The sequence below is a fragment of the Propioniciclava sinopodophylli genome (genome assembly GCF_004324755.1).
Lineage (GTDB): Bacteria > Actinomycetota > Actinomycetes > Propionibacteriales > Propionibacteriaceae > Propioniciclava > Propioniciclava sinopodophylli.
On the sequence record NZ_SDMQ01000012.1, the window covers coordinates 77,299 to 99,778 of the forward strand.

A 22,480-nucleotide genomic window follows, 5' to 3' on the forward strand; every position below is an offset into this window, starting at 1 on the left:
TGGGCCTATCTGCGCCGCCCCGGGGTACCGGGGGCATGAGGTCGTGCCGTCGCGGCGTCCCGCGCGGCGACGAACGCGGCCACACAGGCGCGGACGTCGTCGGTGCTGTGCGCCGCCGACAACTGCACCCGGATACGCGCCTTGCCGCGCGGCACCACCGGGAAGCTGAACGGGATCACGTACACCCCGCCCTCGCGCAGCATGTGGTCGGCGATCGTGCCGGCCAGGCGCGGGCCGTCCTCGCCGGGAAACATCACCGGCGTGATCGGGTGCGGCGGCACGTCGTCGGGGCGCACGGCCGCGGATTCCACGCCCGCGGACGGGTCGAGGTCGAAGCCGGCCTCGGTCATCAGCCCGCGGAACAGGAGCGTGTTCTCGATCAGGCGGGCCCGCCCGTCGGCGCTGCCCTCGATGAGCTCGAGCGCGGCCGCCGAGCCGGCGACGACGGTGGGGGCCACCGAGTTGGAGAACAGGTACGGCCGGGCGCGCTGGCGCAGCAGGTCGACGATGTCGGCGTGCGCGCTCACGTAGCCGCCGGACGCCCCACCCAGAGCCTTGCCGAGGGTGCCGGTGATGATGTCGACGCGATCCATCACGCCGAAGAGTTCGGGGGTGCCGCGTCCGCCCTCACCGACGAAGCCCACGGCGTGGGAGTCGTCGACCAGGACCAGCGCGCCGTGGGCGTCAGCCAGGTCGCAGATCTCGCGCAGGGGCGCGTAGGCGCCGTCCATGGAGAAGACACCGTCGGTGACGATGACCTTGAACCGGGCCCCGGACGCCGCCTCGAGCTGGGCGGCGAGGTCGGCCATGTCGGCGTTGCGGTAGCGGTACCGGGCGGCCTTCGACAGGCGGACGCCGTCGATGATCGAAGCGTGGTTCAGCTCGTCGGAGATGATCGCGTCCTCGGGCCCGAAGAGCGCCTCGAAGACGCCGCCGTTGGCGTCGAAACACGAGCTGAACAAGATGGTGTCGTCGGTGCCCAGGAAGGCTGAGATGCGCTGCTCGAGCTCCCGGTGCGGGGTCTGGGTGCCACAGATGAACCGCACGGACGCCATCCCGAAGCCGAAGTTGTCGAGACCCGCGTGGGCGGCGGCGATGATCCCGTCGTGGTCGGCCAGCCCGAGGTAGTTGTTGGCGCAGAAGTTGAGCACCGGGGCGTCCGAGCTCGTGACCCCGATGGAGGCTGACTGCGGCGTCGTGATCACCCGCTCGCGCTTGGTGAGGCCGGCCTCCTCGATCTCGGCGAGGGTGGCCTTCATGTGGCCTTCGAATGCGCCGTACATGGGGTCCTCCGATCGTGTGGCTCCCCCACGCTAGTGCAACCCTCAACCCTCAACGAGGGTATTTCCGGACGCTGAGGTACGATATTGCCCGGCCCACCAGCCCCAACCCCCGGCCTGTCGGGTTGACAGGCGAGGAAGGAATGCCCCCATGGCGGTCCCCCGCCTCCTGAAGGACAAGCGCTTCATCATCGGCGCCCTTGTCGCGTATTTCCTCGTGGCCGCCTGGGTGGGCGGCCCTTGGTTCGCGCTCTTCACCAGCGGACTGGTCACCCTCGTGGCGGGTTTCGTGTGGTGGATCAGCCGTGACAAGCGGCTGCAGGTGCTGGGCACCACATCCTTGGTCGTCGGCCTCGCCATGACCGGTGGCGGCATCGCACTGGGCCAGAACCCCACGGTGCTGCCCGACGAGCAACTGCCGTACCGTCCCATCGTGCCGCGGCCCACCGTGCCTGTGTTCCAGCAACTGGATCCCCTGGTGCCGAAGGCGCGGCCCGAGGCGACAGCGTCAGAGACCCCGACGCCCACCCCGCGTGCTCAGGCGGCGACGCGCCCCACCACGGAGAACCGCCCCGCGCAGGCACCGAACCCGGTGGCGCCGCCGGTGTCACGGCCCACCTCGCCGGCCCCGCAGGACCCCGCGCCCACCAGTGAGCCGCCGGCCGGCAACCCCGGCCCGACGACCGACCCGGCCCCCACCACCGACCCGGCCCCGACGACCGACCCGGCCCCCACCACCGACCCGGTGCCCCCGAGCGAACCCGAACCCACCACCGGCCCAGCCCCCACCACCGACCCGGTGCCCCCGAGCGATCCCGAACCCACGACCGGCCCGGCACCGACCCAGGACCCGGTGGAGCCGAGGCCCCCGCGGGTCACCGTCCCGCCGCCGTACCAGCCTCCGGGTACCGGCGCGGCCTGACGCAGGCGGCCCGCGTGCCGGTTGGCAGCACCCAATATCTGTCGGCTAGCCTCTCCCCGGCAGGGGATTCACGGTCGAGAATCCGGGGGGAGTTCGGTCACATGCGCGTACTGGTCATCGCGCAGTACTTCCCTCCGCGCAGGTCGACGTTCTCCTCCCGCTGGGCGTGGCTGGCCACCTTCCTCGCTGAGCGCGGCCACACCATAGAGGTCGTGGCCTTCCTCTCCACCGCCCGCCAGTTGGGCAACTTGCAGCACGCCTTCGAGTCCGACCCCCCGCCACCCGGGGTGGTCTTCCACCCCGTGCTGCCGGTGCTCCGCGGGCAGGGGCTCGCCACCCGTGCGGTGGCTGACGTCCTGGCTGCCATGCGGGGGTTTCGGCAGGCGATGGCCGTCAAGGATGTTGACGTCGTGGTCGCCTCCGCACCGAGCCTCGTCCTGGCGCCCCTGGGCTGGCTGGTCGCCCGCGCCCAGGGCAAGCCGTTCGTGCTCGACCTGCGCGACGCCTGGCCGGAGCTGATGGACGACTGGCGGGAGTGGAACGACGACGGCCAGGGCCCGCGCCCGCTCCACCCGGTCAAGAAGGCGATGTTCCCGGTCGCCAAGTACGTCGTGGCGGGTCTGATCCACACCCTGCGGTTGAAGGCGGACGCCGTGGTGGTCACTACGGAGCGGCTGGCGCTGCGGCTGCGCAGCCAGGGGGCCAAGCGGGTCGAGACGGTCCGGAACACCTCATCGAAGGAATGGCCCTACGCCCTACGCCGCGTCCCCCTGCAGCAGGACGAGCTGCGGGTGCTCTACATGGGCAACGTCGGGCGGGCGCAGCTGCTGGCCACGGCCATTCGAGCCGCCGCGCACGCGAAGCGGAGCGGGATCAACCTCACCTTCCGCATCGTGGGCGGTGGCCCGCAGCTCGATGCGGCCAAGAAGATCGCCCGCCTCGAGGACGCCCCCGTCGAGTTCGTCGACCGCGTACCGACGTACGAGGTGCTCGACCACTACCGCTGGGCCGACACCGTCCTCGTCATGCTGCGGGACTGGGAGTCCATGAAGGACACGGTGCCCTCAAAGCTCTACGAGGCCCTGCTCACCGGGCGACACATCACGGCGAGCGTGGCCGGCGAGGCCGCCGATCTGGTCAACCACTACTCGGCCGGCGACGTGGTGCCGCCCGAGGACGTGGACGCCTTGGCGGCCCTGTGGGCGATCCTGGCCACCGACCGCAGTTGCCTGCACGTGCCGCTGGGCGGTCGGCACTGGGTGCGGAAACACCTGACCCCCGAGGACCTCAGCCACACGTTCGAGAACGTGCTCACCGAGGTCGTCGAGGGCCGCGAGGCCTGATCAGGCCAGGTCGCGCCAGGTGCCGCGGGTGTCGATGACCCGCTTGCCGGTGAGGCGCTCGGCCGGGAGCTCCTTGAACTCCTTGTGGTCGACCAGCAACACCACGAGGTCCGCCTGGGCGAGGGCCTCGTCGAGACCCACGAGCTGGATGTTGCGACCGGCGAGCCGGGCGGGGAGCTCGGGGACGTTGGGCTCCACGACCAGCAGGGCGTCCTCGCCCAGCTCGGTCGCCAGTTGGTCGGCGATGTTCAGCGCAGGCGACTCGCGGAGGTCGTCGATGTCGGGCTTGAACGCGAGGCCGAGCGCCGCGACGCGGGCGCCGGGCTGCTCCGCGAGGGCCTTGTGGACCTGGTCGATCACCCACGTGGGCTTGCCGTCGTTGACCTCGCGGGCGGTGCGGATCAGGCGCGACAGCGTGGGCGCCGACGAGACGATGAACCAGGGGTCGACCGCGATGCAGTGACCGCCGACGCCGGGGCCGGGCTGCAGGATGTTGACGCGCGGGTGCTTGTTGGCGAGCTCGATGAGTTCCCACACGTTGACGCCGAGCTGGTCGCAGATCAGCGACAACTCGTTGGCGAAGGCGATGTTGACGTCGCGGAACGAGTTCTCGGCCAGCTTGCTCAGCTCGGCCGTGCGGGCGTCGGTGAGGAACAGCTCGCCCGTGCAGAACGTGGCGTACAGGTCGCGCGTCCGCTCGGCGGCCTGCGGGGTGATGCCACCGATGACCCGGTCGTTGGTGACGATCTCCTCCATCATGCGGCCGGGGAGGACGCGCTCAGGCGCGTGCGAGAAGTCGACCTTGCCCTCGAGCTCGGGGCGGGCCGCGAGCACGCGGTCACGCATGTGCTCGGTGGTGCCGGGCGGGGAGGTGGACTCCAGCACCAGCAGCTCACCGCCCTGCAGTTGCGGGATGATCGCGTCGGTCGCCGCGTCGATGTACTTGGTGTCGACCTTGTACTCCTCGCGGAAAGGCGTGGGCACGGAGACGATGTACACCTCGGCCGGCGGCGTGGTCGCTTGCGCGCTCAGGAGCCCCTTGGCGACGACGTCGGCGACGACCTCGCCGAGGCCCTCCTCGACGAAGGGCAGCTGCCCGGCGTTGACGGCGTCGACGTGCTTCGGGTTGACGTCAACGCCCACAACCTCGACGCCGTTCTTGGCCAGGATCGCCGCGGTCGGCAGGCCGATGTACCCCAGACCCACCACGCACACTCGTCCCATTGGATTTCTCCCATCATGCTGTGACAGGCGCCAACGAGTGGCGCGTTCCGTGACCCGATTGTGGCAGACTCACGGTGTTGCCAGCACCGACGAGTGCACGCCGTGCTGGTACGTCGGGAGGTGGAAGTGGTGGTGGGCTGGCAGGACGTGCTGCTCCTCGCGAGCACCGGCTGGCGGATGTCCCGCGAGGACCCCCTGTGGCTCACCGTCCAGGCCGCTCGCCGATTCGCACCGGCTCGGCGTGCCGCCCTGTCCACACTGGCCGGCGATGCCGGCCTCGGCGCCGCGGTGGGAGCCTTCATCGCCGACCAGCCCGAACGCACGGCTGCCCTGCTCCGGGAGCGGGGCGTCTCTGGCACCAGGTGGGGCGACGGACTCGCCACCCGGCTCGCCGTTCAGGTCGGGGCACTGGACGCCCTCGAGCCGAAGGTGGCCGCGTCCCCCTCGGTGAAGCAATGGGTGGCCCAGCAGGAGGGAGACCTCCAAGGAGCCATCGCAGCGCTCTCGGACAAGGACACCCCTGCGTCACGCAAGCTCCGGTCGGAGTACCGCACGCTCCAGCCTGGGTTTCGCCTGCCTGTGCCCGCCGTGGATTGGGACGGCCCGGCCGAGGGAATCCGGGTTCTCCACATTCTCACGAATTCGCTCCCCCACACCCGTTCGGGCTACACGAACCGCACACACCACCTCCTCCGGGCCTCACAAGCCGCAGGGATCACTGTCGAGGGGGTCACCCGCATCGGATACCCGACTACGGTCGGGCTGCTTGGTGCCGCGGAACGGGACGTCATTGATGGGGTCACCTACCGCCGTCTCCGGACCGGCCGTCTGGCACGCGATGTGGACGATCGGCTCACCCAGCAGGTCAACGCCCTGATCCCGATCGCGCGTGACTTCAGGCCGAGCATCCTGCACACCACCACCGACTACACCAACGCCTTGGTGACCCAAGCCCTGGCGGCTGCGCTAGGCATCCCGTGGGTGTACGAAATGCGCGGCCAACTCGAGCTGACGTGGGTGGCGGCGCGGCCGGAGGTGTACCGAGAGGCCGCCACCATAAGCGAGCGTGTCCGGTGGTTGCGGGCCAAGGAGGCTGAACTCGCAAGCGCGGCGGACGCCGTGGTCGCTCTCTCTCAGGTCCAGGCGGATGATCTGGCCGCACGCGGGGTGGAAGGGCGAAGGATAGCGATCGTTCCCAACGCGATCGATCCAAACCTCTTGAGGCACGAGCTGCCACCTGCGGATGCACGTCGAGGCTTGGGTTTGCCGGCCGAGGGCGTGTGGGTCGGGACCGTCTCGTCGCTGGTGGCCTACGAGGGCATCGACGACCTGCTGCGGGCCGTGGCCCTCCTCCGGGCTGAAGGACTCGACGTTCGGGCCCTCATCGTCGGCGACGGGGTCGCCCGACCGGGCCTGATCGCATTGGCCGATGCTCTGAAGCTTGCGGATGTCGCCGTGTTCCCTGGACGCGTGACGACGGACGCTGCAGCGCGGTGGTACCAAGCGCTGGACATCTTCGCCGTGCCACGCAAGGACACACCCGTGTGCCGCGTGGTCACACCCATGAAGCCTGTTGAGGCCATGGCGCTTGCTCGCCCCGTGGTGGCGTCAGACCTACCCGCGCTCCGAGAAGTCTTGGCGGACCGCTTGGCCGGTGCCCTCTCTGAACCCGAGAACCCTGCGTCCCTCGCCCATTCCCTTGCCGGTCTTGTCAAGGATCCGGTACGCCGCGGCAAGTCGGGACAAGTCGGCCGCGAGGCTGTGCGAATGAGGACTTGGGAGGCCGGTGCCGGTACGCTCCTACGGACGTATGAGCAGTTGAGGGGGTGAACGTCACGGCGACTTCGGCATACCGACCTGCACGGGCCATCCAGCGCACAGAGTTGCATCAGGTGGGCGGTCGCCCGCCACTACGCGAGTACCTGCGGGAACTGGGTGAGCGGAGGCACTTCATCACCATGCAGGCGTGGTCATCGGCCACCCACCAGCACCGGGGGATGTTGCTGGGGAACCTGTGGATGATCCTGCAGCCCATCCTCGACGGGCTGGTCTTCCTCCTCATCTTCGGCGTGATCCTGCGGGCCAACAGGGGGATCGAGAACTACACCGGCTACCTCGTCATCGGTGTGCTGATGTTTAGCTTCACCTCAAGGTGCATCACCGCGGGCGCCAGTTCGGTCCATGACGGGAAGGCCCTCGTGCAGGCCTTCTCCTTCCCCCGCGCGGCGCTCCCGCTGGCCAACGCGCTGCGTCAGACGATCTCGACGATCCCCGTCCTCGTGGCCGTGGTGCTCCTGGTGCTCGTGACGGCCGGGCCCGGCGTCGTGTCGGGATCCTGGGTCATGTTGCCGCTGCTCTTCCTCATGCACACCTGGCTCAACACCGGGCTCTCCCTCATCGTGGCCCGATGGGGGGCACTGATCCCGGACGTCCGCCAACTGCTGAGCTACGTCGTGCGCTTCTTGATGTTCACCTCCGCCGTGATGATCCCGATCGACCGCTTCGCCGAGGCGCTGCCATGGTCGAGACCCATCCTGGAGGCCAACCCGATCTACATCATCCTCACCATGTACCGCGATGCGCTGCTGTACTCGACGATGCCCGACACCATGCACTGGGCAACCCTGACCGCGTGGGCGTTGGTCCTGTCAGTCGTCGGGATGGTCTACTTCTGGGCTGCGGAGGTGAAGTATGGCCGACGCCGATGACATCCTGGACTCCCTGCCCCCGCCCGCTTCCGTCGTCCTCGGCGACCCATCCGTCGTGGTGGAAGACGTCACCGTCACCTACCGCTCGGAGACATCTAACGCAGACGACCTGCAGGGGTGGCGCCGGTGGGTGGGGCAGGCACAGCTCAGCATGGGGCTCACCGCCTTCACGAAGGTCGAGGCCTTGAAGGGCGTCTCGTTCACCGTCCCCGAGGGCGAGCACGTCGGCATCGTCGGCGCCAACGGTTCAGGGAAGAGCACTTTGCTCCGGGTGATCGCGGGAGTGGAGCCCACCGCGTCCGGGCGCGTGCTCGCAACCGCCACGCCGATGCTGCTCGGCGTCAACGCCGCCCTGCTGCCCGCCATGTCGGGACGACGCAACGTCCGCCTGGGCTTGTTGGCGCTCGGGTTCCAGCCCGACGAAGTGCGCGCTCGGATGCCCGCCGTCATCCGCCTGGCAGGGATCGGGGAGGCCATCGACCGCCCCATGTCGACGCTCTCCTCGGGGCAGGGTGCCCGCCTGCGCTTCGCCATCGCCGCGGCGGCCGACCCCGACATCCTCCTCATCGACGAGGCCCTCGGCACCGGCGATGCCGCCTTCACAGCCCGGAGCAAGCGGACCATCGACGAGCTGCGCGCAAAGGCCGGCACGATCTTCCTGGTCTCGCACGCAGCACAGACGATCGAGAAGATGTGCACGCGTGCCATTTGGCTGCACGAGGGCGAACTGATCACCGACGGCCCAGCCGTCGAGGTCGCGCGAGCCTACCGATGGTGGGCCCACAACATGGCCCAGGACGAAACGGCTCTCGCGGATGAACTGCTGGCTCTGGCGCGTGGCAGGTTCCGGGCACAAACATGAACGTCAGCGTGAGACTCCCGATCCGGTGGACCCGCCCGGGCCACCGCTACACGCTCAAGATCCATGGCACCACCTCGATCTCCCGGCGCGTGCTGCGCCTGCAACCGGGGACGCCCCTGCGCCTGACTCGCCAGTTGCTCGGCGGCGAACTCCAACCGCACAACACCGTGTCGGTGTGGGACGAGGACGACTACGGGCAGCGAGAACTGCTGACCCGGCTCCGGCCGGAGACACCGCGCCGAGCGCACCGGCACCTCTCCCGGCTCCTCGAACCCGCTGCGCACATGAGCGAGGCCGACTTCGCCGACCTGGTTGGTGGTGCCGACGCAGCTCGCTGGATCGACCTCGATGACAGCAACCGACGGTTCAGCCGCCTGTCCACGGACCTGGGCGGGGAGGCAGCCAAGGGGCGCCCCGGCACCAGCACTGTGCTGCATCGCCTCCTCGAAGAGCTGGCAGCCCGACGGTCACTCGACGACGGTTCCGTGCTCACGAGTCAGTTGGTGCACCTTGCGGGCCTGCTCGAGTTGAAGGAGGTTCTCGGGCACGACTCGGTCGTGTCCCTCACCGAGACGGGCGCCGCGCGCGTCGGCGAGCAAGCCGTCGCGCGCCTCAGGGTCTTGGCGGAGCGCTGGGCCGAGTACCCCACGCTCGTTGGCGCCCATGTCCTGCACGTGTGCGTGGTGGCTCTCCTCGACGGCCGAGAGGCCGGCGCCGAGATCGTGCGCGACAGCGAGCTGCCCCCTCAGCGGATCGCCGCTGAGATGACGACCAACCTCGGCGTCAGCACGTACGGGGTGGTCCCGAACAACGAGAGTCATCCACGCGCCCCGTTGAACTGGCTGCGCCCCGCCGACGAAACGGCTCCGTCCGGCCTTGCGACGGTCCTTTACTCGGCGGATCCCGCGTTCATCCGGAAGTACGCCCCCCGCGTGCTGTTCTACGCCGGCTTGTTCCCCGAGCTGACCTACCACCTGCACGTCGTCGGTGATCTCGCAGCATGCGCCGAGACCGCTGAACACCTCGACGGTCTGGCTAGGCACATCGCAACGGTCCGGGGCGGTGGCCCACCCGTGCAGTTCCGATACTCGTGGGCTTCTCTGCCGGAGTGGGTCGTCACGCCCACGTCGTACTACGCCAGCGCGAGGTACCTGATCGCGCGGCAGTTGGCAGCCGCGTGCGGCGGTCCGATCTGGATCCAGGATGTTGACCTCTTCCCGACGGCGGACATCACCGCCCATGAAGCGGCCTTCAGTCAGGTCGACATCGCGATGGCGATCAGTCGCTCGCTGGGTGGACTGATGCCGTGGAAGCGCTACCTGGCGGGCAATACCCGGCTGCAACCCGGGCCCAGGACGGACGAGTTCCTTGCGGCTGTCGAGGACTACCTCTACCACTGGCTCCAGCAAACACACAGCTGGATGGTCGACCAGAACGCGCTGACCTACGCAGCCGAACGCGTGCCCGGCGTGCGGGTGCTGGAGATGGCTCGCGCCGGCGTCCAGCTACGGCAGTCCTTCCTGCCGAATCGCATCGAAGGAAAGGCGCTCACCTGACCTCCACCCAGCCCGTCGTTTGCGCGGCGGCCGGCTGGCCTGCTTCGGATCGAGCGAAGACGCGCACCCGATACCGCCCGGCTGGTAATCCCGTGAATGTCAGCGGGCGCCTCGGCCCGTAGGAAAGGGCCGCCACCTGTTCGGGCCCCCGGAAGAGGCGCGCGGCGTATTGGGGCCACCCCCCGTCCAGCACCAAGCCGACCACTTCGCCCGGGCCGGCCGACGCCGACACGACCAACCGGCCAGACGAGCTGCCTGTCCCTGCCACCGTGGACGACAGGTAGGTGGCGAGCGCGTCCCGGTAGGCGGGTCCGAATGTCCCATGGGTGTGCCCCGGAAGCGTGACCAGGTCGATCGTTGCGCCGAGGCCACGAACGTGCTCGGTGAAGGGCAGCACATGACCTTTGTAGTGGTGGTCCCGATCCCCGACTAAGACCGTGATGGTTGAGTCCCTCCATTGATCGATGGTGTCTCTCGCGATGTCGAAGGTGACGGCGTCGAGCGCTCGTACATGCTCCTCCGACGTCCCACCGGTCATGAACTGGAGCACGTTGGGGTGCGGTTTGGCGAGGAAGGAGCCGATGCGCGTCTGGGGCCCTCCCACGAAGATGCTGCCTGCTCCGATCGACATCCCGTGGATCAGGGCCGCAGTCGCTCCCTTGGATGAACCGACGAAGACGAGGTCATCGGGGGTGAGAGCCAACTCCTTGAGTACAGCGCGGATCAGTGCCTGGACGGACCTGAAGATCCGGCGATCGCCGTGGTCCTGGAGGTAGTAGGACCCTTGGTCACCGAAGTCGTCCAGGATGTAGAGCGCCTCGACCTGCGCCGCATCGAGGGTGGGCTTGTAGTTGTAGGTGAAATCGCCCACCTGGTGGAGGGACGTGAACGCGACCACCAGCTTGTCCCGGGTTCTGCCGGCCACCCTGAGGTAGTTGAGGCCCACCTCGCCCTCTGAGCGCAGCCATCCGTCTCTCCCGCCGACCTTGCGGTCGCGATAGGTGAAGTCGGCGAGGCGTATCTCAGTGGCCACCGAGCACGACTCGCCCTCGAACTCGACCACCACCACGTCGCTCGGCTCGGCTTGCCCCATGGACGGGAAGCGCCATGCCTCGGGGGTTCTCCCGCCGACGCCCTTCCTGCGCGACACACGTAGGGCCACGTCGGCTGAGAAGAAGGCGTCCATCACCTTGACGCCCTCCCTGTGCAACTCGTACCCGTGCCCGTGCAGCACCACTTCGAGACCAGGCCCCACGTGCCACAGCAACTCGTAGTGGTGGCGTATGCCCGATGCGATCTCGTCCCGCACGGAGATCCGGGGCAACCCATCGGTTTCGGTCACCTGCACGGTCCGATCGTGTACGACACCCGCCATGCGCTCGTTGCGCCCCGTCACCCGGAACCCCGGCCCCGAATGAGCGTGCGCGTGCATCGACACCGCCGTTTTGGGACCTCCATGGCGAGGAATGCTGGCCCGATCAACCACGAGGGTGCTGTGCGCGTACTGCGAGTAGCCGTAGCGGGTCAGGGGATCTTCGTAGTTGTAGCCAAACGGCCCCGCCTCGCTGATGAGGTCGAGGCCCTTGTGACGCAGGAAGAGGCCGTTCTCATCCGCGTGCTTGTGATAGGCGTCGTTGTAGGCGCAGCTGAAGTACACGAAGGTGGCATCCGGGTCCGCCCAAGCGCTCCTGTGGATGGCATAGCCCGATTCCGGCAGCACCATGGTGCGCGCAGATGGCTCGCGGCCGGCCCTACCCGCCGTGGCTGCGAAGTCGAATTCCGCGTCGCCGAGGGAGCCTGCCTGACCGGCCAAGGGCATCACCGTGGTGTCGCTGATCGGCGGGTAGCTGCCCTGGGGAGTCACCGCGTGCGTCGCGTAGGCGACCGTGCTTGCCAGGAGCCGCTCGAATTCCGGTAGCGAAGGGTGATCGACGGCGCGCAGGACCTCGAGGTGGGCGGACAACTGCTTGACCACCATCAGGTGGTAGCTCGGCGCATGTTCGACGTGCACACCTTCTGCGGTGAATGCGTGACGGAAGTACGCGTTCAGGCGTCCGACAGCGACCTCGAGCGCGCGGCCGCGGGTGTCCTCGTCCACCCACGAAGCCATGGCCGCCCAGTCGACCACCGCGATGTCCTGGAACATGCCGTGGTTGTTCAACCCCGCGTGGAAGGTGTCGTCGAGCAACAATGCGGCCGTCTCGTCCAGGAAGGCCTGCAGTTCAACGATCTGGGAGTGCTCCAGCCACTCCCGCTGACCGCCCATGACGGCAAGATGCATGATGAGCCGTTGGGCTGTCGTCTCATCGTGGAAGGCGAGGCTCCCGGCATCGTCCCGCCACTCCCGAGCCATGCGTCGCCACGACATGGTCTGCTCGAAGGCCGCTCTGGCCGCTCGAGCATCCTTCTGGACGGTCGCGGGCCAATCCGTCAGCCACAGGAACGCGTGGACGAACCGGTCACGCGAACGGTCTGAAGTTGCCTCCCAGAGTGCCCCGCCGCTGTAGTCGAGGTCACCGTTGCGCGGCGACTCGATGACGCCCTCCTGAAGGAAGCGCTTGACCTTCGCCGCGGAGGATGCCGAGTCTCCTCGGGGAAGGCGGCGTGTCACGACCTGGCGGAGCTCTTCCGTGATCCGCGTCATCAGATGGTGGTCGCCGTCGTCGGAGCCGGATTGTTGCATGCATGCCATTCTGCCTGCTCGCGGGCGCATTGTCGCTGCACAGGCGCCCGTTCGACCACGGGCGCTGACCTCCCGTGCGGCAAGATGGGTCCATGGCGGGCATTCCAACGGACGCTGACTACACGGGTCACGGTCAACCTCCGCGAGTGTGGTCGTCGCTGGACGCGTTCGCCGAAGGCGACTGGCACCCTGGCGTGCACGTGGTGTGGCTGGGCACCGACACGCACGTGGACGTCTTGGTCGGCGCGTCGGTCGGGCACGCTGAGAGCGACCGGGCGCTGCCGGTCTTCTTCGCGGGAGCGGTGTCGACGCGCCAGGGCCGCCCGGGTCCCTATTTCTCCGGAGGGGATCTCGCGCGTGAGGTCGGCACACCGTTCATCTCCATCAGCGACCCCACCCTCAACCACGATCACGACCTGAAACTGGGGTGGTATGGGGGCCGAGCCGGTTCCGGGGTCCAACGGATGGTCTCGGAACTCATCCAAGCCATCGGGACGCGCTACCACAGCGAACTCCTGCTCGTGGGCGGAGGCGGCGGCGGTTTTGCGTCCCTCTTCCACGCTGCGCACGCCACTGTGCCGGTTTCCTTGCTCGTCTGGGACCCCCAGACCGACATGCTCAACTATTCCCGCGGCCCGTTGCTGGAGTACCTCAGCGTCGCGCTGGGCGAACCGGTGTCGACGTTCACCCGTCTCGGCGAGGACGCGTGGGAGGCAGTGCTCAGCGCGGGAGGCATCGAGCATGCCGTCACGGGCAGCCAAATTCTCACCAACCCGCTGGTGCGGCGCATGCTTTATTCGCAGAACGCCGCCGATTGGCACGTTGCCGCCCATATGGCGCCTTTCCTAGCCGGCTCCGATTTCCAGCCCACCGGTGCGAACCGGTGGGCCAGCGGCGACAGGATCGTGTGGCTGAACGAGGCGCGCGGCGGCCGAGGCTCCCCGCTGCGGCCCTTCTTGGTGACGGCCCTTTCTTCGTTGATGCGCACAACGGTCACGGTGGCAGACACCATCGACGCTATGGAGCAGGCAGGCCTAGCGCCGGTGGATGGTCTCGGGAACCTCCCTCGCGACCTGTCGGAGCAGGCGGCCGAAGTTTTGGAACAGGTGCGGGTGTTCGGCTGGAGGACGATCGAGGGGGTGGAGGACGCCCGGGCCGTGTCCCTCTCCGATGACCTCTCCCCTGGAGGCTTGGTGGGCACTCCGGCCACGTCGGACGACACGTCCATCACCATGCGGATCCATGACGGATTCGGTCACTTCTTGGGGACGGCGAGCGGTCCTGTGGCGGGTGGCGACGACCGCGTTGGTGTCCTCATCTACGGCAGCTGCGTGGCTCGTGACTTGTTCGAGTTCTTTGAGCCGCGTGCGTTCCGCTTGGTGGATTACGTCGCCCGCCAGAGCCTCGTCTCTGCCTTCTCGCCAGGTGGACCCCCGCCCATCGACCCCGCCCTGCTCCACAGTCGATTCCAGCGCCGCATGCTCGAACTGGACGCCGCCTCGGGGCTCGAGCAGGTCCTCCGCGACCGCCGCGACGACACTGACCTGCTCCTGTGGGACCTGACCGATGAGCGGTTGGGGCTCTTGCAGAATCCACAAGGCCACCTGACCACTGATTCTGTCGAGATCCGTGCAGTGTCCGGGCCCAAGAGCCCAGAGGGCTGGGCGCACATCCCCTATGGCTCGAGAGAACATCGTGATCTGTTCATGGCCGCCCTCTCCCGATGGCGCGAGCTCTTGGACGGGCTGGGACTGCTGGAACGAACCGTGCTGGTCGCGCCGCCGTGGGCTGGGATGACGCTGCCAGCGGACGACGTTCCACTCAGCTTTGGAGTGGACGCGGCCACGGGAAACGGGATACTGGCCGAGTACGTGCGATTGGCGTCCGAGACGGTGCGCGTCCCCGTAGTGGGACGTGGGCTCACGGATGTGACATCACCGTTGCTGCACCGATGGGGCCCCGCACCGTTCCACTACGACGAGCACTCGTACATCCGCCTTGCGCGAGAGGTGTTCAATGTCGCTGGCCACGTCATGGACGCGATTGTCGATCCGCGCCTCGAACGTGCGGCCTTGCTGCGGCGCCCACTTGGGCGCGGGTCGATCTCTCGACCCGTCGAATCACCGGAGGCCGTGGCCACGGCCAGCGTGAACGCATCCACGATTGTGGTGGAACTCCACGGCGTCACCCATGGCGCCATGAAGATCGACCTGTACCGCGACCGGGAACGTGTTGCGTCGACGGCGTGGATCAAGGACGACGCGCACACCATCGCCGGCCTCGCTCACGGCACCTACCGTGCGCGCGTCCATGTGCGACGTCGGAACGGTGAGCAGGTCACCCTCTCGACGAACGCGGTGTCCGTGCCGTGACGCCCCGCGGGTCACCCGCGCGTGATCCGCCTCAACTCAGCGCCGGAGGGGAAGTACACGCTCGACCCCACCACTGCGAGGTGTCGGTGGGACACCCCCGACGGGACCGGCACGTCCACCCGCAGATTCTTGGGGTCGGGCCCGCCTGTCAGCACTGTGGGCCATCGATGAAGCAGTCCCCCTCGAGGTCACCTGGCTGACCTACCAAGACATCATCGACGCCTACCGACACCCCGACGCCGACGTCGGGAAGAAGCTGCTCACCTCGGTCATCGACCGGATCAAGACCGCTGTCCCGGCCGGGCTGGAAGAGCTCGCCCAACTCGGCAGGACACTCGAAAAGCGACGCGACGACATCCTGGCGTGGTTCGACCACCCCGGCTCCAGCAACGGACCCACCGAAGCCATCAACGGCCGGCTCGAACACCTCCGCGGCATCGCGCTCGGCTTCCGCAACCTCGTCAACTACCGGCTCAGATCACTCCTCGAAGCAGGCGGATTCCGACCCCTCATCCACTCTCTTTCGTGAAGAGCCGGTATTCCTCGTTCATGCGGACCACGTCACGGACCTGGCAGCGCGAGAATCCATCGATGCGGCCGAGACACGGCTTCGGATGCAGGAGCTCATCGCTTCGGGACAGGTGGCCTCTGATCTGTGGATCGTCGAACGCTTGGTGATGAGCGACCACGCCCCCGACGAGCCAGCTCGTGACCTCAAGTTCTACTGCTTCTACGGCCAGATCCCGCTCATGTTGGAGACCACGCGCCACCCAATCGTTCAACGGTGTTGGTACGATGCGGGCGGCGAGAGGGTCCAGACCGGGAAGTACACCGACCAACTTTTCTCCGGTCATGGAATTCCGGAAACCTATGTGGAAGCTGCTCTTCGGATCAGTACCGAAGTGCCGTCCCCCTTCGTCCGGGTCGACTTCCTCGCTTCGCCCGATGGTCCAGTCTTCAATAAGATCACTCCAAAGCCAGGAGGATCCCACCTTCTGAACCGGAGGTGGGACGTACGGCTCGGCAACAGGTTCTTGGCCGCCGAGCGTCGACTCCTCGAAGACCTCCTGCAGGGACGCAGGTTTGAGGCATTCCTCCGACACGCGTCTTAGCTCGCGGGATCGCGAAGAGTGCCCCGGCCGAGTCAGCCCACTATGAGTTCCTTCAGGGTGTCGAGGACTAGCGGGCTGGCGAATCGGTCCGCCGCAACTGTCGCGTAGGCGTGCGGCGTGCGCCTCGTCGTCAGGATCCGCCTCACCATCGAGTCGACGGTGGGGCTCAGCCACTCCGCTGGGTAGACGAGGTCGGATCCGGGCCAGGCCAGCGAGGCAGGCAGCGCACCCGAGACGGCGCCGTCGGCCAGCGTCAGGTGGAAGGACTCATGGTCACTCACGCTGAGCGCCACGCCGATCTTGCTGTACCACTCCGCCATGTTATCGCCGAAACCGTCGAAGACGATGCAGCCAGGCTCCGCCGCCAGCATCTGGTCCACGCGGGCGAACTGCGAGTCGTACCAAGCCATCTCATCCGGCCGATCGCTCATCCATGGGTAGTCCGAGGGCAACTTGCCCTTGACGAACAGCCGGTACCGCTTGTCGTGCTTGAGCAATCCGTCCAAGACATCCAACGCAAGATCGAAGCGCTTGGCTCGCGGCACGATCCCTACGAACCCGATGTTCCTCTCCGCTCCCGGCTCCTTGGGACGCGTCAGTGCCTCCACATCAACGGGGTTGGGTACGACGCGCGCCTTGTGCTGCGGAACGCCGTGGCTCGTGACCGCCGCCCGCCTCATCAGTTCACCGACGAAGATGTACTGATCGACTGCTTGGTGGTTCGCCAGCGCAAGGTAGGGCAGGGTGATCTCTTGGGCGTGAACACGCACGACGAGGCGCTGGTGGTCGGCGACGTGACGCGAGTACCAGACCAGGTTGCCCAGTCCCCACTCACAGAACACCACGTCCGCTTGGGCGAGCAACGCGTGTGAGGCCTCCTCGTCGTGCTGGTTGTGGCCGCGCCACTGGTCGATCAGGACCGTGTGGCCCTGCGCCTCGAGTTCCGCGATCAGCCCACGGGCAAACTTTAGGTCGTGACCGGCCACCAGAATGCGGCGGGGCCCCTCGACCGCCGAGGCGGGCAGCCCGCCCTCATCTTCACCCTGTGCGGGGCGCGGCGCGACCAGCCACTCGGCCGCCCGACCTGCGGCCTCGGTGACCCTGCCCAGATCGTCGCCGGTGGCCAACGCGCCGGCGCGCACGAAGTCGCCCTGTCGACGCGGGGTGTCGCCGACCGTGAGCAGGGGGGCTCCAGCGTCGGACGATGAGGCCGGCCGCGCGGTGATGCGCTCCCACGTACCGAACTGGGCGGCGATGAGCAGGTCTTCCGCGTGCGTACGCGGCAATCCGCCCGTCCACTGGGCCACCCAGTCTACGTCGGTCGGCACGGCCGATTCGACCGGCAGCACCGCGACCCCGTGGGGGAGCCGGGCGCTGACGGCGTCCAGCTCGCCCTCGACGAGCACGGCGGCGGGGCGGACGGACTGGGCGAGCAGGCTGTCGAGTGCTTGGGCGTCCCGGGCTGCGACGACCGCAGCGTAGCGCGGCGCCCGCGCGACCGTGGCCGGGATGCCCGCGGTGCGCGCCACGAGGGCCAGGGCGGTGTCGATGGTATGGCTGCGGTGGACGGTGCGGAGCTGGCGCCACTGCTCCTCGACGCGACGGGTCGCGTCGGTGCTCCAGGCGTGGAAGTAGGCCCGGGCCACGGTCGGGTCGGCGACGGTCGGGATGGCGCCGCCGAACGTCTCGTCCACCCCACGCCCCAAGCCCGACAGCACGACTCCACCGCAGGCGGCGATCTCGACGACACGGCGGGAGAACATCGTCGGCGAATCCATCACGGAATTGACGTTGATGTGCGCCAGATGGGTGCGGTAGGAGCGGATCACCTCGTCGTAGGGCAGCACCCCCCGGATGTTGGCGGCGTACCGCACCGGGAAGTGGTACGGCGAGTTCGGCACGCCGAGCTGGCGGTCGTAGATCGTCAGGCCGGTGTCGAGGGCAGCGTCCAGCAGCACGTCCAGCTCGCGGGAGCGGTCAGCGTACCGCTCGCCGTAGTACGTGCCGGCGTAGGCGACCGTCGCCTCGTACGGACGCTCGGACGGCAGCGGGTTGTGGATCGCCGGCTGGGCGTAGAAGGGCAGGCTCGACGCGGCGGCGAGCATCCCGCCCTCGGTCGCCAGATAGGGCTCGATCATGTCCGCGTCGGTGGTGAACACGTGGTCGCAGGCGGCCGCGGTCGCGCGGAACCGCGCGAAATGGATCGGGTCCTCCTTGTTCCAGAACACGCTGGGGATGCCCCGCTCGCGGCACGCGGACAGCAATCCTCGGATGTCGGCGCTCTCCTCGTCGGAGTAGTGCCCGACCCCACGAAGCCAAGCGCCGTCGTTGCCCTTCCACGCTGACTCGACGAACAGCAGGTCGAGCTGTTCGGTGGCCACCTGTTGCCGCCAGGTGGTCCGGTCGATCGGGACGAGCTGGACGGACGCGGCCAGCGTCGAGGTGGTGAACTCGTCGGCGATGATCCCGACCCTCAGGTCGGCGAGCGCGCGGGCAGGCCCCTGAGTGGCCCGTGCGTGGGCCTCTGCCCCTGCGGCGTGGGCGTGCGCCATCTTCTGGCCCACCTTCAACCAAGTCCGCTGTTCCAGCACCCACAGTCGCGCGGCGCGGCCGAGGTCGGCGCGCAGGTCCCGCTCGGTGAGCAGGCGCTCCAGCACGTCGGCCAACCCTTGGGCATCGCCCTCCGGGGCGAGCAGGGCCCGTTCGCCCCCCTCCCCGGCGAGCGTGCGGTGGGGCGACAGGTCGGTCAGGACAACGGCCTTGCCGCACCCGAACGCCTCCAGCGGCTTGAGTGGTGACACCAGCTCGGTGACGGGGAGGGACCGACGGGGGCACGGCATAATGTCGAAGGTGCTCATCAGACGGGGCATCTCGTCCATCGGCAGGCGGCCCAAGAAGAGGACGTTGGAGGCGCCCACGGTGTCCCGTTGCTTCTTGAGCGTGTCGGCGGCCGGCCCGGAGCCGGCGATCACCACTTGGTGCTCCACCCCGCGCCCGGTGAGGATCGCCGACGCCTCCAGCAACACGTCGAGTCCCTCGTAGTCGACGATGCTGCCGGCGAAGCCGACCACGGGCACGTCGGTGCGGATCTGGCGCAGCTCGGCGTAGGCCTTGTCGAGCGGGAGTGGGAGGAACACCTCAGGGTCGACGGCGTTGGGCGCGACGACGATGCGCTCTGCGTCGACGCCGCGCTCTCTCAGGACGTTCGCGACCTCCTCGGTGATCGCGAAGACGACGTCGGCCTCGCGGGCCACGAGGGATTCGAGGTCCACGGCGAGTCGGAAGCGCTCGGAGTGCTCCCAGTCATCCTTCGCCGAGGCTTCCGTGACCTCCCACAGGCCGCGGACCTCATAGGCGAACGGGACGCCGAGGCGTCGCGCGGCGATGAGGGCCGGGAGGGCGGTCAGGTAGTTGGAGGCCGCTTGGATGAAGGCCGGACGCGTGAGACGCGCCTCGCGCACGAAGGCGTCCACTGCGACCTGCAGGTAGCGATCCAGCGGCGTGGCGTTGAGGTCGGCCCCCGGGATGTGCGCGTACGTAATGCCATCCACCTGCTTGGTGGTGCGGCGTGCCTTGGGCTTCTTGCGGTCCACCGACGAATCCCACGGGTAGCCAACCCGTGCCACCACGGTGACGTCCTGCCCCGCGTCGGCCATGCCGCGCGCGACCCCGCGGGTGCGGGTGGAGTAGCCGTTGGACGAGTAGGCCGGCGTCGAGTGCACGCAGTAGAGGACGCGGCCGGGCTCGGGCAGGTAGGCCGCGCCGCGGCTGCGGGGAGGGATCTGGGGCAGGTTGGCCAGCAGGCGTGCCGTGCCGAGGATGCGGTCGGCGGTGCGCCGGTCGCGGGACTCGAGCGCGTCGAGGAGCTCGGGGTGCTGGCTGAGCACGCCGGCCGGCTCGTGCACCAGGCCGTGGCTGAACCACTGGCGGGAAGTGAGCCAGGTGAGCGTCTGCGTGGTGGGGTTGGCCTGGAAGAGCTGCTCGAGTTCGGCCAGCGACATGGCGCTGGCTGGCTTCGCCACGGGGGTTGGGGCGACGGGCGAGGCAGGAAGGGGTAGCGGCGCGGCCGGTGTCGCCCCCCTGTCCCGCCCCTTGGCCGCGCCCTGCAGCAGGTGGAGGGGCGCCAGCGCTGCGCGCCCGATGCGCATGGTGCGCGAGCCACGGACGCGCTTCAGGTCGTCCTTGAGCCGCTTGATCTCGGCGCGGGACGCCTCGAGTGCGGCCGTGCGGCTGCCGAGAGTGCGCTTCTGGGCGGCTTCGGCGGCCTTGAGTGCCTTGATCGTGGCCGCCGCTCGGGCCGCTTCATCCTGAGCTGCTTTCGCCTGCTTCTCGTGGCGAGCCTGCAAGCCTCTATAGAGCACGAGCAACCGCTCTGGAGTCGCGGTCAGGTACTCCTCCCTGAGCCGCGACTGCTCGCCACCATCCCGTACCTCCTCGGGATGCACGTCACCACCCACCCGTGGGCTGGAAATTGGCGATGCGCTGGCCGACGCCGAGAAGGTGGGCGATGGCGGCGACGCTTCGCTCGGCCGCTCGGCCGTCACCGTAGGGGTTCACGGCCTGGGCCATCTTGTTGTAGGCGCCCTCGTCATCGAGCAGGCGGACGGTCTCGGCGACGATGCGCTCCTCCGTCGTACCGACGAGCTTCACTGTGCCAGCGCTCACGGCCTCGGGGCGCTCAGTGTTGTCGCGCAGCACCAGCACCGGCTTACCGAAGCTCGGCGCCTCCTCCTGGACGCCGCCCGAATCAGTCAACACCAGGCAGGCCCACTTCTGGGCGTGAACAAACTCCGGGTAGTCGAGCGGCTCGGTGACGTGGACGTTCTCGAGCCCCTCGATCGAGGGCAGCACCTGCTCGCGGACGAGAGGGTTCTTGTGCATGGGGAAGACCACGAGGTGGCTCGGGTACCGTCGGGCGATCTCGGCGACGGCTGCACCGATACGTCGCATGGGTTCGCCCCAGTTCTCGCGTCGGTGGGTCGTCAGGAGAATCATCGGTCGCTCGGCCGCGTACTCGCGGGCGAGCACCTGGTCGGCGAAGGTCACGTCCTGGGCGACCGTCCAGTTGAGGGCGTCCACGACTGTGTTACCCGCGACCACGATAGAAGTGTGCGGCACGCCCTCGCGGATCAGGTTGGCCATGGAGGCCGAGGTAGGGGCCAGGTGCAGGGCGGTGACTTGGCCAGCCAGCTTGCGGTTGGCCTCCTCCGGGAAGGGCGAGTGGATGTCACCGGAGCGCAGTCCGGCCTCGAGGTGTACGACAGGAATCAGCCGGTAGAAGCAGGCAACCGCGGCGACCGCCACCGTCGTTGTATCGCCCTGGACCACGACCGCGTCCGGCTTGTGCTGCGCGAGCACCGGGTCGAGTTGGTTCAGGATGCGGGCAGCCAATTCGTTGAGCGTGCTGCCGTCTTTGAACACGTTGAGGTCTAGGTCAGGCTGGATCTGGAACCAAGCATTGACCTGATCCATCATCTCCCGGTGTTGTCCGGTCGACACGACGATGGGCTCCAGCACCTCCGACACCTGGAGTGCCTTGATCAGCGGTGCCATCTTGACCGCTTCCGGCCGCGTGCCATAGATCACCATCACGCGCTTCTTCACGATTCCCCCTGCGCCGCACTAGTTCGGGATACACAACGCCCCTTGATGGTATCGGTGGATGGCTCGCGGGAGTGTCAGGGAAACGGTGGGTGGCGGACTGGCCCGACACGCCGGGGAGGCCCGGTGAGGAAGGCAGGGTGTCGTGACCGACACGGGGACCGCTGCGAATCCCCTGTAAGTCTTCGCTGTGGCTGGCCTGGGGCCGGCTGGCAGGGCTGGCGCTGTCACTGGGTGCTCGCTGTGACTCTTGAATCGCCTGACCCTCGCGGAGTGTCCTGCCCGGGATCTGTCCAGCGCGTGCGGGGTGCCGGCGTCCGACCTGGCCCACAACGATGGCGTTGATCAGAAGCATGCCCACCACATGGGAATGCCGTCCCTGCTGTGTGGCTCATGACAGGCCTGCCTCGTCGTGACTCTCCCCGGGGCTGACGCCGGCCACGACGCCAAGCCCGATCAGGGAGGAGAACATCGCATGTCCAGTCTGCCTGCCACCGTGGCCGACACCTAACCGCTACGTCGTCGGGGTTGACACTCACGCGGCGACCTGCATCGCCCCGTGTTTCTTAGACGCTCCCGGTTGTTGTGACGAGCTCGGTTGAGCTGTCTCGTGGTTGATCGTAGAACCTTGCCTCATATTCGGCCGGGGGTAGGTAACCGCTCTCGCCGTGCAGGCGCCTTGGTTGTACCACCTGACTTGCACACCTCGTGACTGAATTCACGGGGTCGGTGATCATCGGTGCTTGTCAGCGGGTTTTGGTTGGCTCGGTGGGGGCACTAAGGAAAGGGTAGGATCGGCTGGGTGAGCCCGTTCCTG

13 protein-coding genes and 1 pseudogene are annotated in these 22,480 nt (G+C 68.1%); 9 read left to right on the plus strand and 5 right to left on the minus strand.

The annotated features are described in order from the left end of the window. Window positions 1-5: 5 nt before the first annotated feature. Window positions 6-1,283 (minus strand): glycine C-acetyltransferase, encoded by a 1,278-nt coding sequence (locus ET989_RS11825; protein ID WP_131169219.1) that lies wholly within the window; start codon window positions 1,281-1,283, stop codon window positions 6-8. A 148-nt stretch (window positions 1,284-1,431) separates the two neighbouring features. Here ET989_RS11825 and ET989_RS11830 point away from each other — a divergent pair, with 148 nt between their 5' ends. After that, window positions 1,432-2,202 carry a DUF2157 domain-containing protein gene (locus ET989_RS11830; protein WP_131169221.1) on the plus strand — a complete coding sequence of 257 codons (771 nt, stop codon included), beginning with the start codon at window positions 1,432-1,434 and terminating at the stop codon, window positions 2,200-2,202. 101 nt (window positions 2,203-2,303) lie between these two features. Continuing rightward, window positions 2,304-3,545: a glycosyltransferase gene (locus tag ET989_RS11835; protein WP_131169223.1), complete on the plus strand. Its 1,242-nt coding sequence runs from the start codon at window positions 2,304-2,306 to the stop codon at window positions 3,543-3,545. On the opposite strand, the gene wecC is transcribed toward ET989_RS11835, so the two are convergent. Beyond that, complete coding sequence (wecC, locus tag ET989_RS11840; protein ID WP_241656330.1) at window positions 3,546-4,754, minus strand: UDP-N-acetyl-D-mannosamine dehydrogenase; 1,209 nt, start codon at window positions 4,752-4,754, stop codon at window positions 3,546-3,548. It abuts the gene before it with no gap. A 108-nt stretch (window positions 4,755-4,862) separates the two neighbouring features. Between wecC and ET989_RS11845 the strand changes: the two genes are divergently transcribed. From ET989_RS11845 to ET989_RS11860, 4 genes are all read left to right on the plus strand, one after another. Next, window positions 4,863-6,599: a glycosyltransferase family 4 protein gene (locus ET989_RS11845; protein WP_131169227.1), complete on the plus strand. Its 1,737-nt coding sequence runs from the start codon at window positions 4,863-4,865 to the stop codon at window positions 6,597-6,599. A 62-nt stretch (window positions 6,600-6,661) separates the two neighbouring features. Beyond that, complete coding sequence (locus tag ET989_RS11850; RefSeq protein WP_131169229.1) at window positions 6,662-7,477, plus strand: ABC transporter permease; 816 nt, start codon at window positions 6,662-6,664, stop codon at window positions 7,475-7,477. Next, window positions 7,461-8,339: an ABC transporter ATP-binding protein gene (locus tag ET989_RS11855; protein WP_131169231.1), complete on the plus strand. Its 879-nt coding sequence runs from the start codon at window positions 7,461-7,463 to the stop codon at window positions 8,337-8,339. The genes ET989_RS11850 and ET989_RS11855 overlap by 17 nt, the downstream gene beginning before the upstream one ends. 89 nt (window positions 8,340-8,428) lie before the next feature. Then, complete coding sequence (locus ET989_RS11860; RefSeq protein ID WP_131169233.1) at window positions 8,429-9,895, plus strand: hypothetical protein; 1,467 nt, start codon at window positions 8,429-8,431, stop codon at window positions 9,893-9,895. On the opposite strand, the gene ET989_RS11865 is transcribed toward ET989_RS11860, so the two are convergent. Beyond that, the gene (locus tag ET989_RS11865) at window positions 9,888-12,578 is read right to left on the minus strand and encodes a heparinase II/III domain-containing protein (RefSeq protein WP_165490157.1); all 2,691 of its coding nucleotides are present in this window, start codon (window positions 12,576-12,578) and stop codon (window positions 9,888-9,890) included. The genes ET989_RS11860 and ET989_RS11865 overlap by 8 nt on opposite strands. Before the next feature lie 146 nt (window positions 12,579-12,724). Between ET989_RS11865 and ET989_RS11870 the strand changes: the two genes are divergently transcribed. The 3 genes and pseudogenes from ET989_RS11870 (at window position 12,725) to ET989_RS11880 (ending at window position 16,062) form a co-directional block, all read left to right on the plus strand. Beyond that, entirely contained in the window at window positions 12,725-14,950 is a 2,226-nt protein-coding gene (locus ET989_RS11870) for a DUF6270 domain-containing protein (RefSeq protein WP_131169238.1), read from the plus strand. Between the two features lie 142 nt (window positions 14,951-15,092). Continuing rightward, a pseudogene (locus tag ET989_RS11875) lies at window positions 15,093-15,479 on the plus strand (transposase); the annotation flags it as partial. Between the two features lie 85 nt (window positions 15,480-15,564). Further along, complete coding sequence (locus ET989_RS11880; RefSeq protein ID WP_131169240.1) at window positions 15,565-16,062, plus strand: ATP-grasp fold amidoligase family protein; 498 nt, start codon at window positions 15,565-15,567, stop codon at window positions 16,060-16,062. Between the two features lie 32 nt (window positions 16,063-16,094). Here the strand turns inward: ET989_RS11880 and ET989_RS11885 are convergent, their stop codons facing one another. Further along, window positions 16,095-20,507, minus strand: coding sequence for a glycosyltransferase (locus ET989_RS11885; RefSeq protein WP_206662334.1), 4,413 nt, complete (start codon window positions 20,505-20,507; stop codon window positions 16,095-16,097). 1 nt (window position 20,508) lies between these two features. Continuing rightward, window positions 20,509-21,666 carry a non-hydrolyzing UDP-N-acetylglucosamine 2-epimerase gene (gene wecB / locus ET989_RS11890; protein WP_241656331.1) on the minus strand — a complete coding sequence of 386 codons (1,158 nt, stop codon included), beginning with the start codon at window positions 21,664-21,666 and terminating at the stop codon, window positions 20,509-20,511. Window positions 21,667-22,480 lie beyond the last annotated feature (814 nt).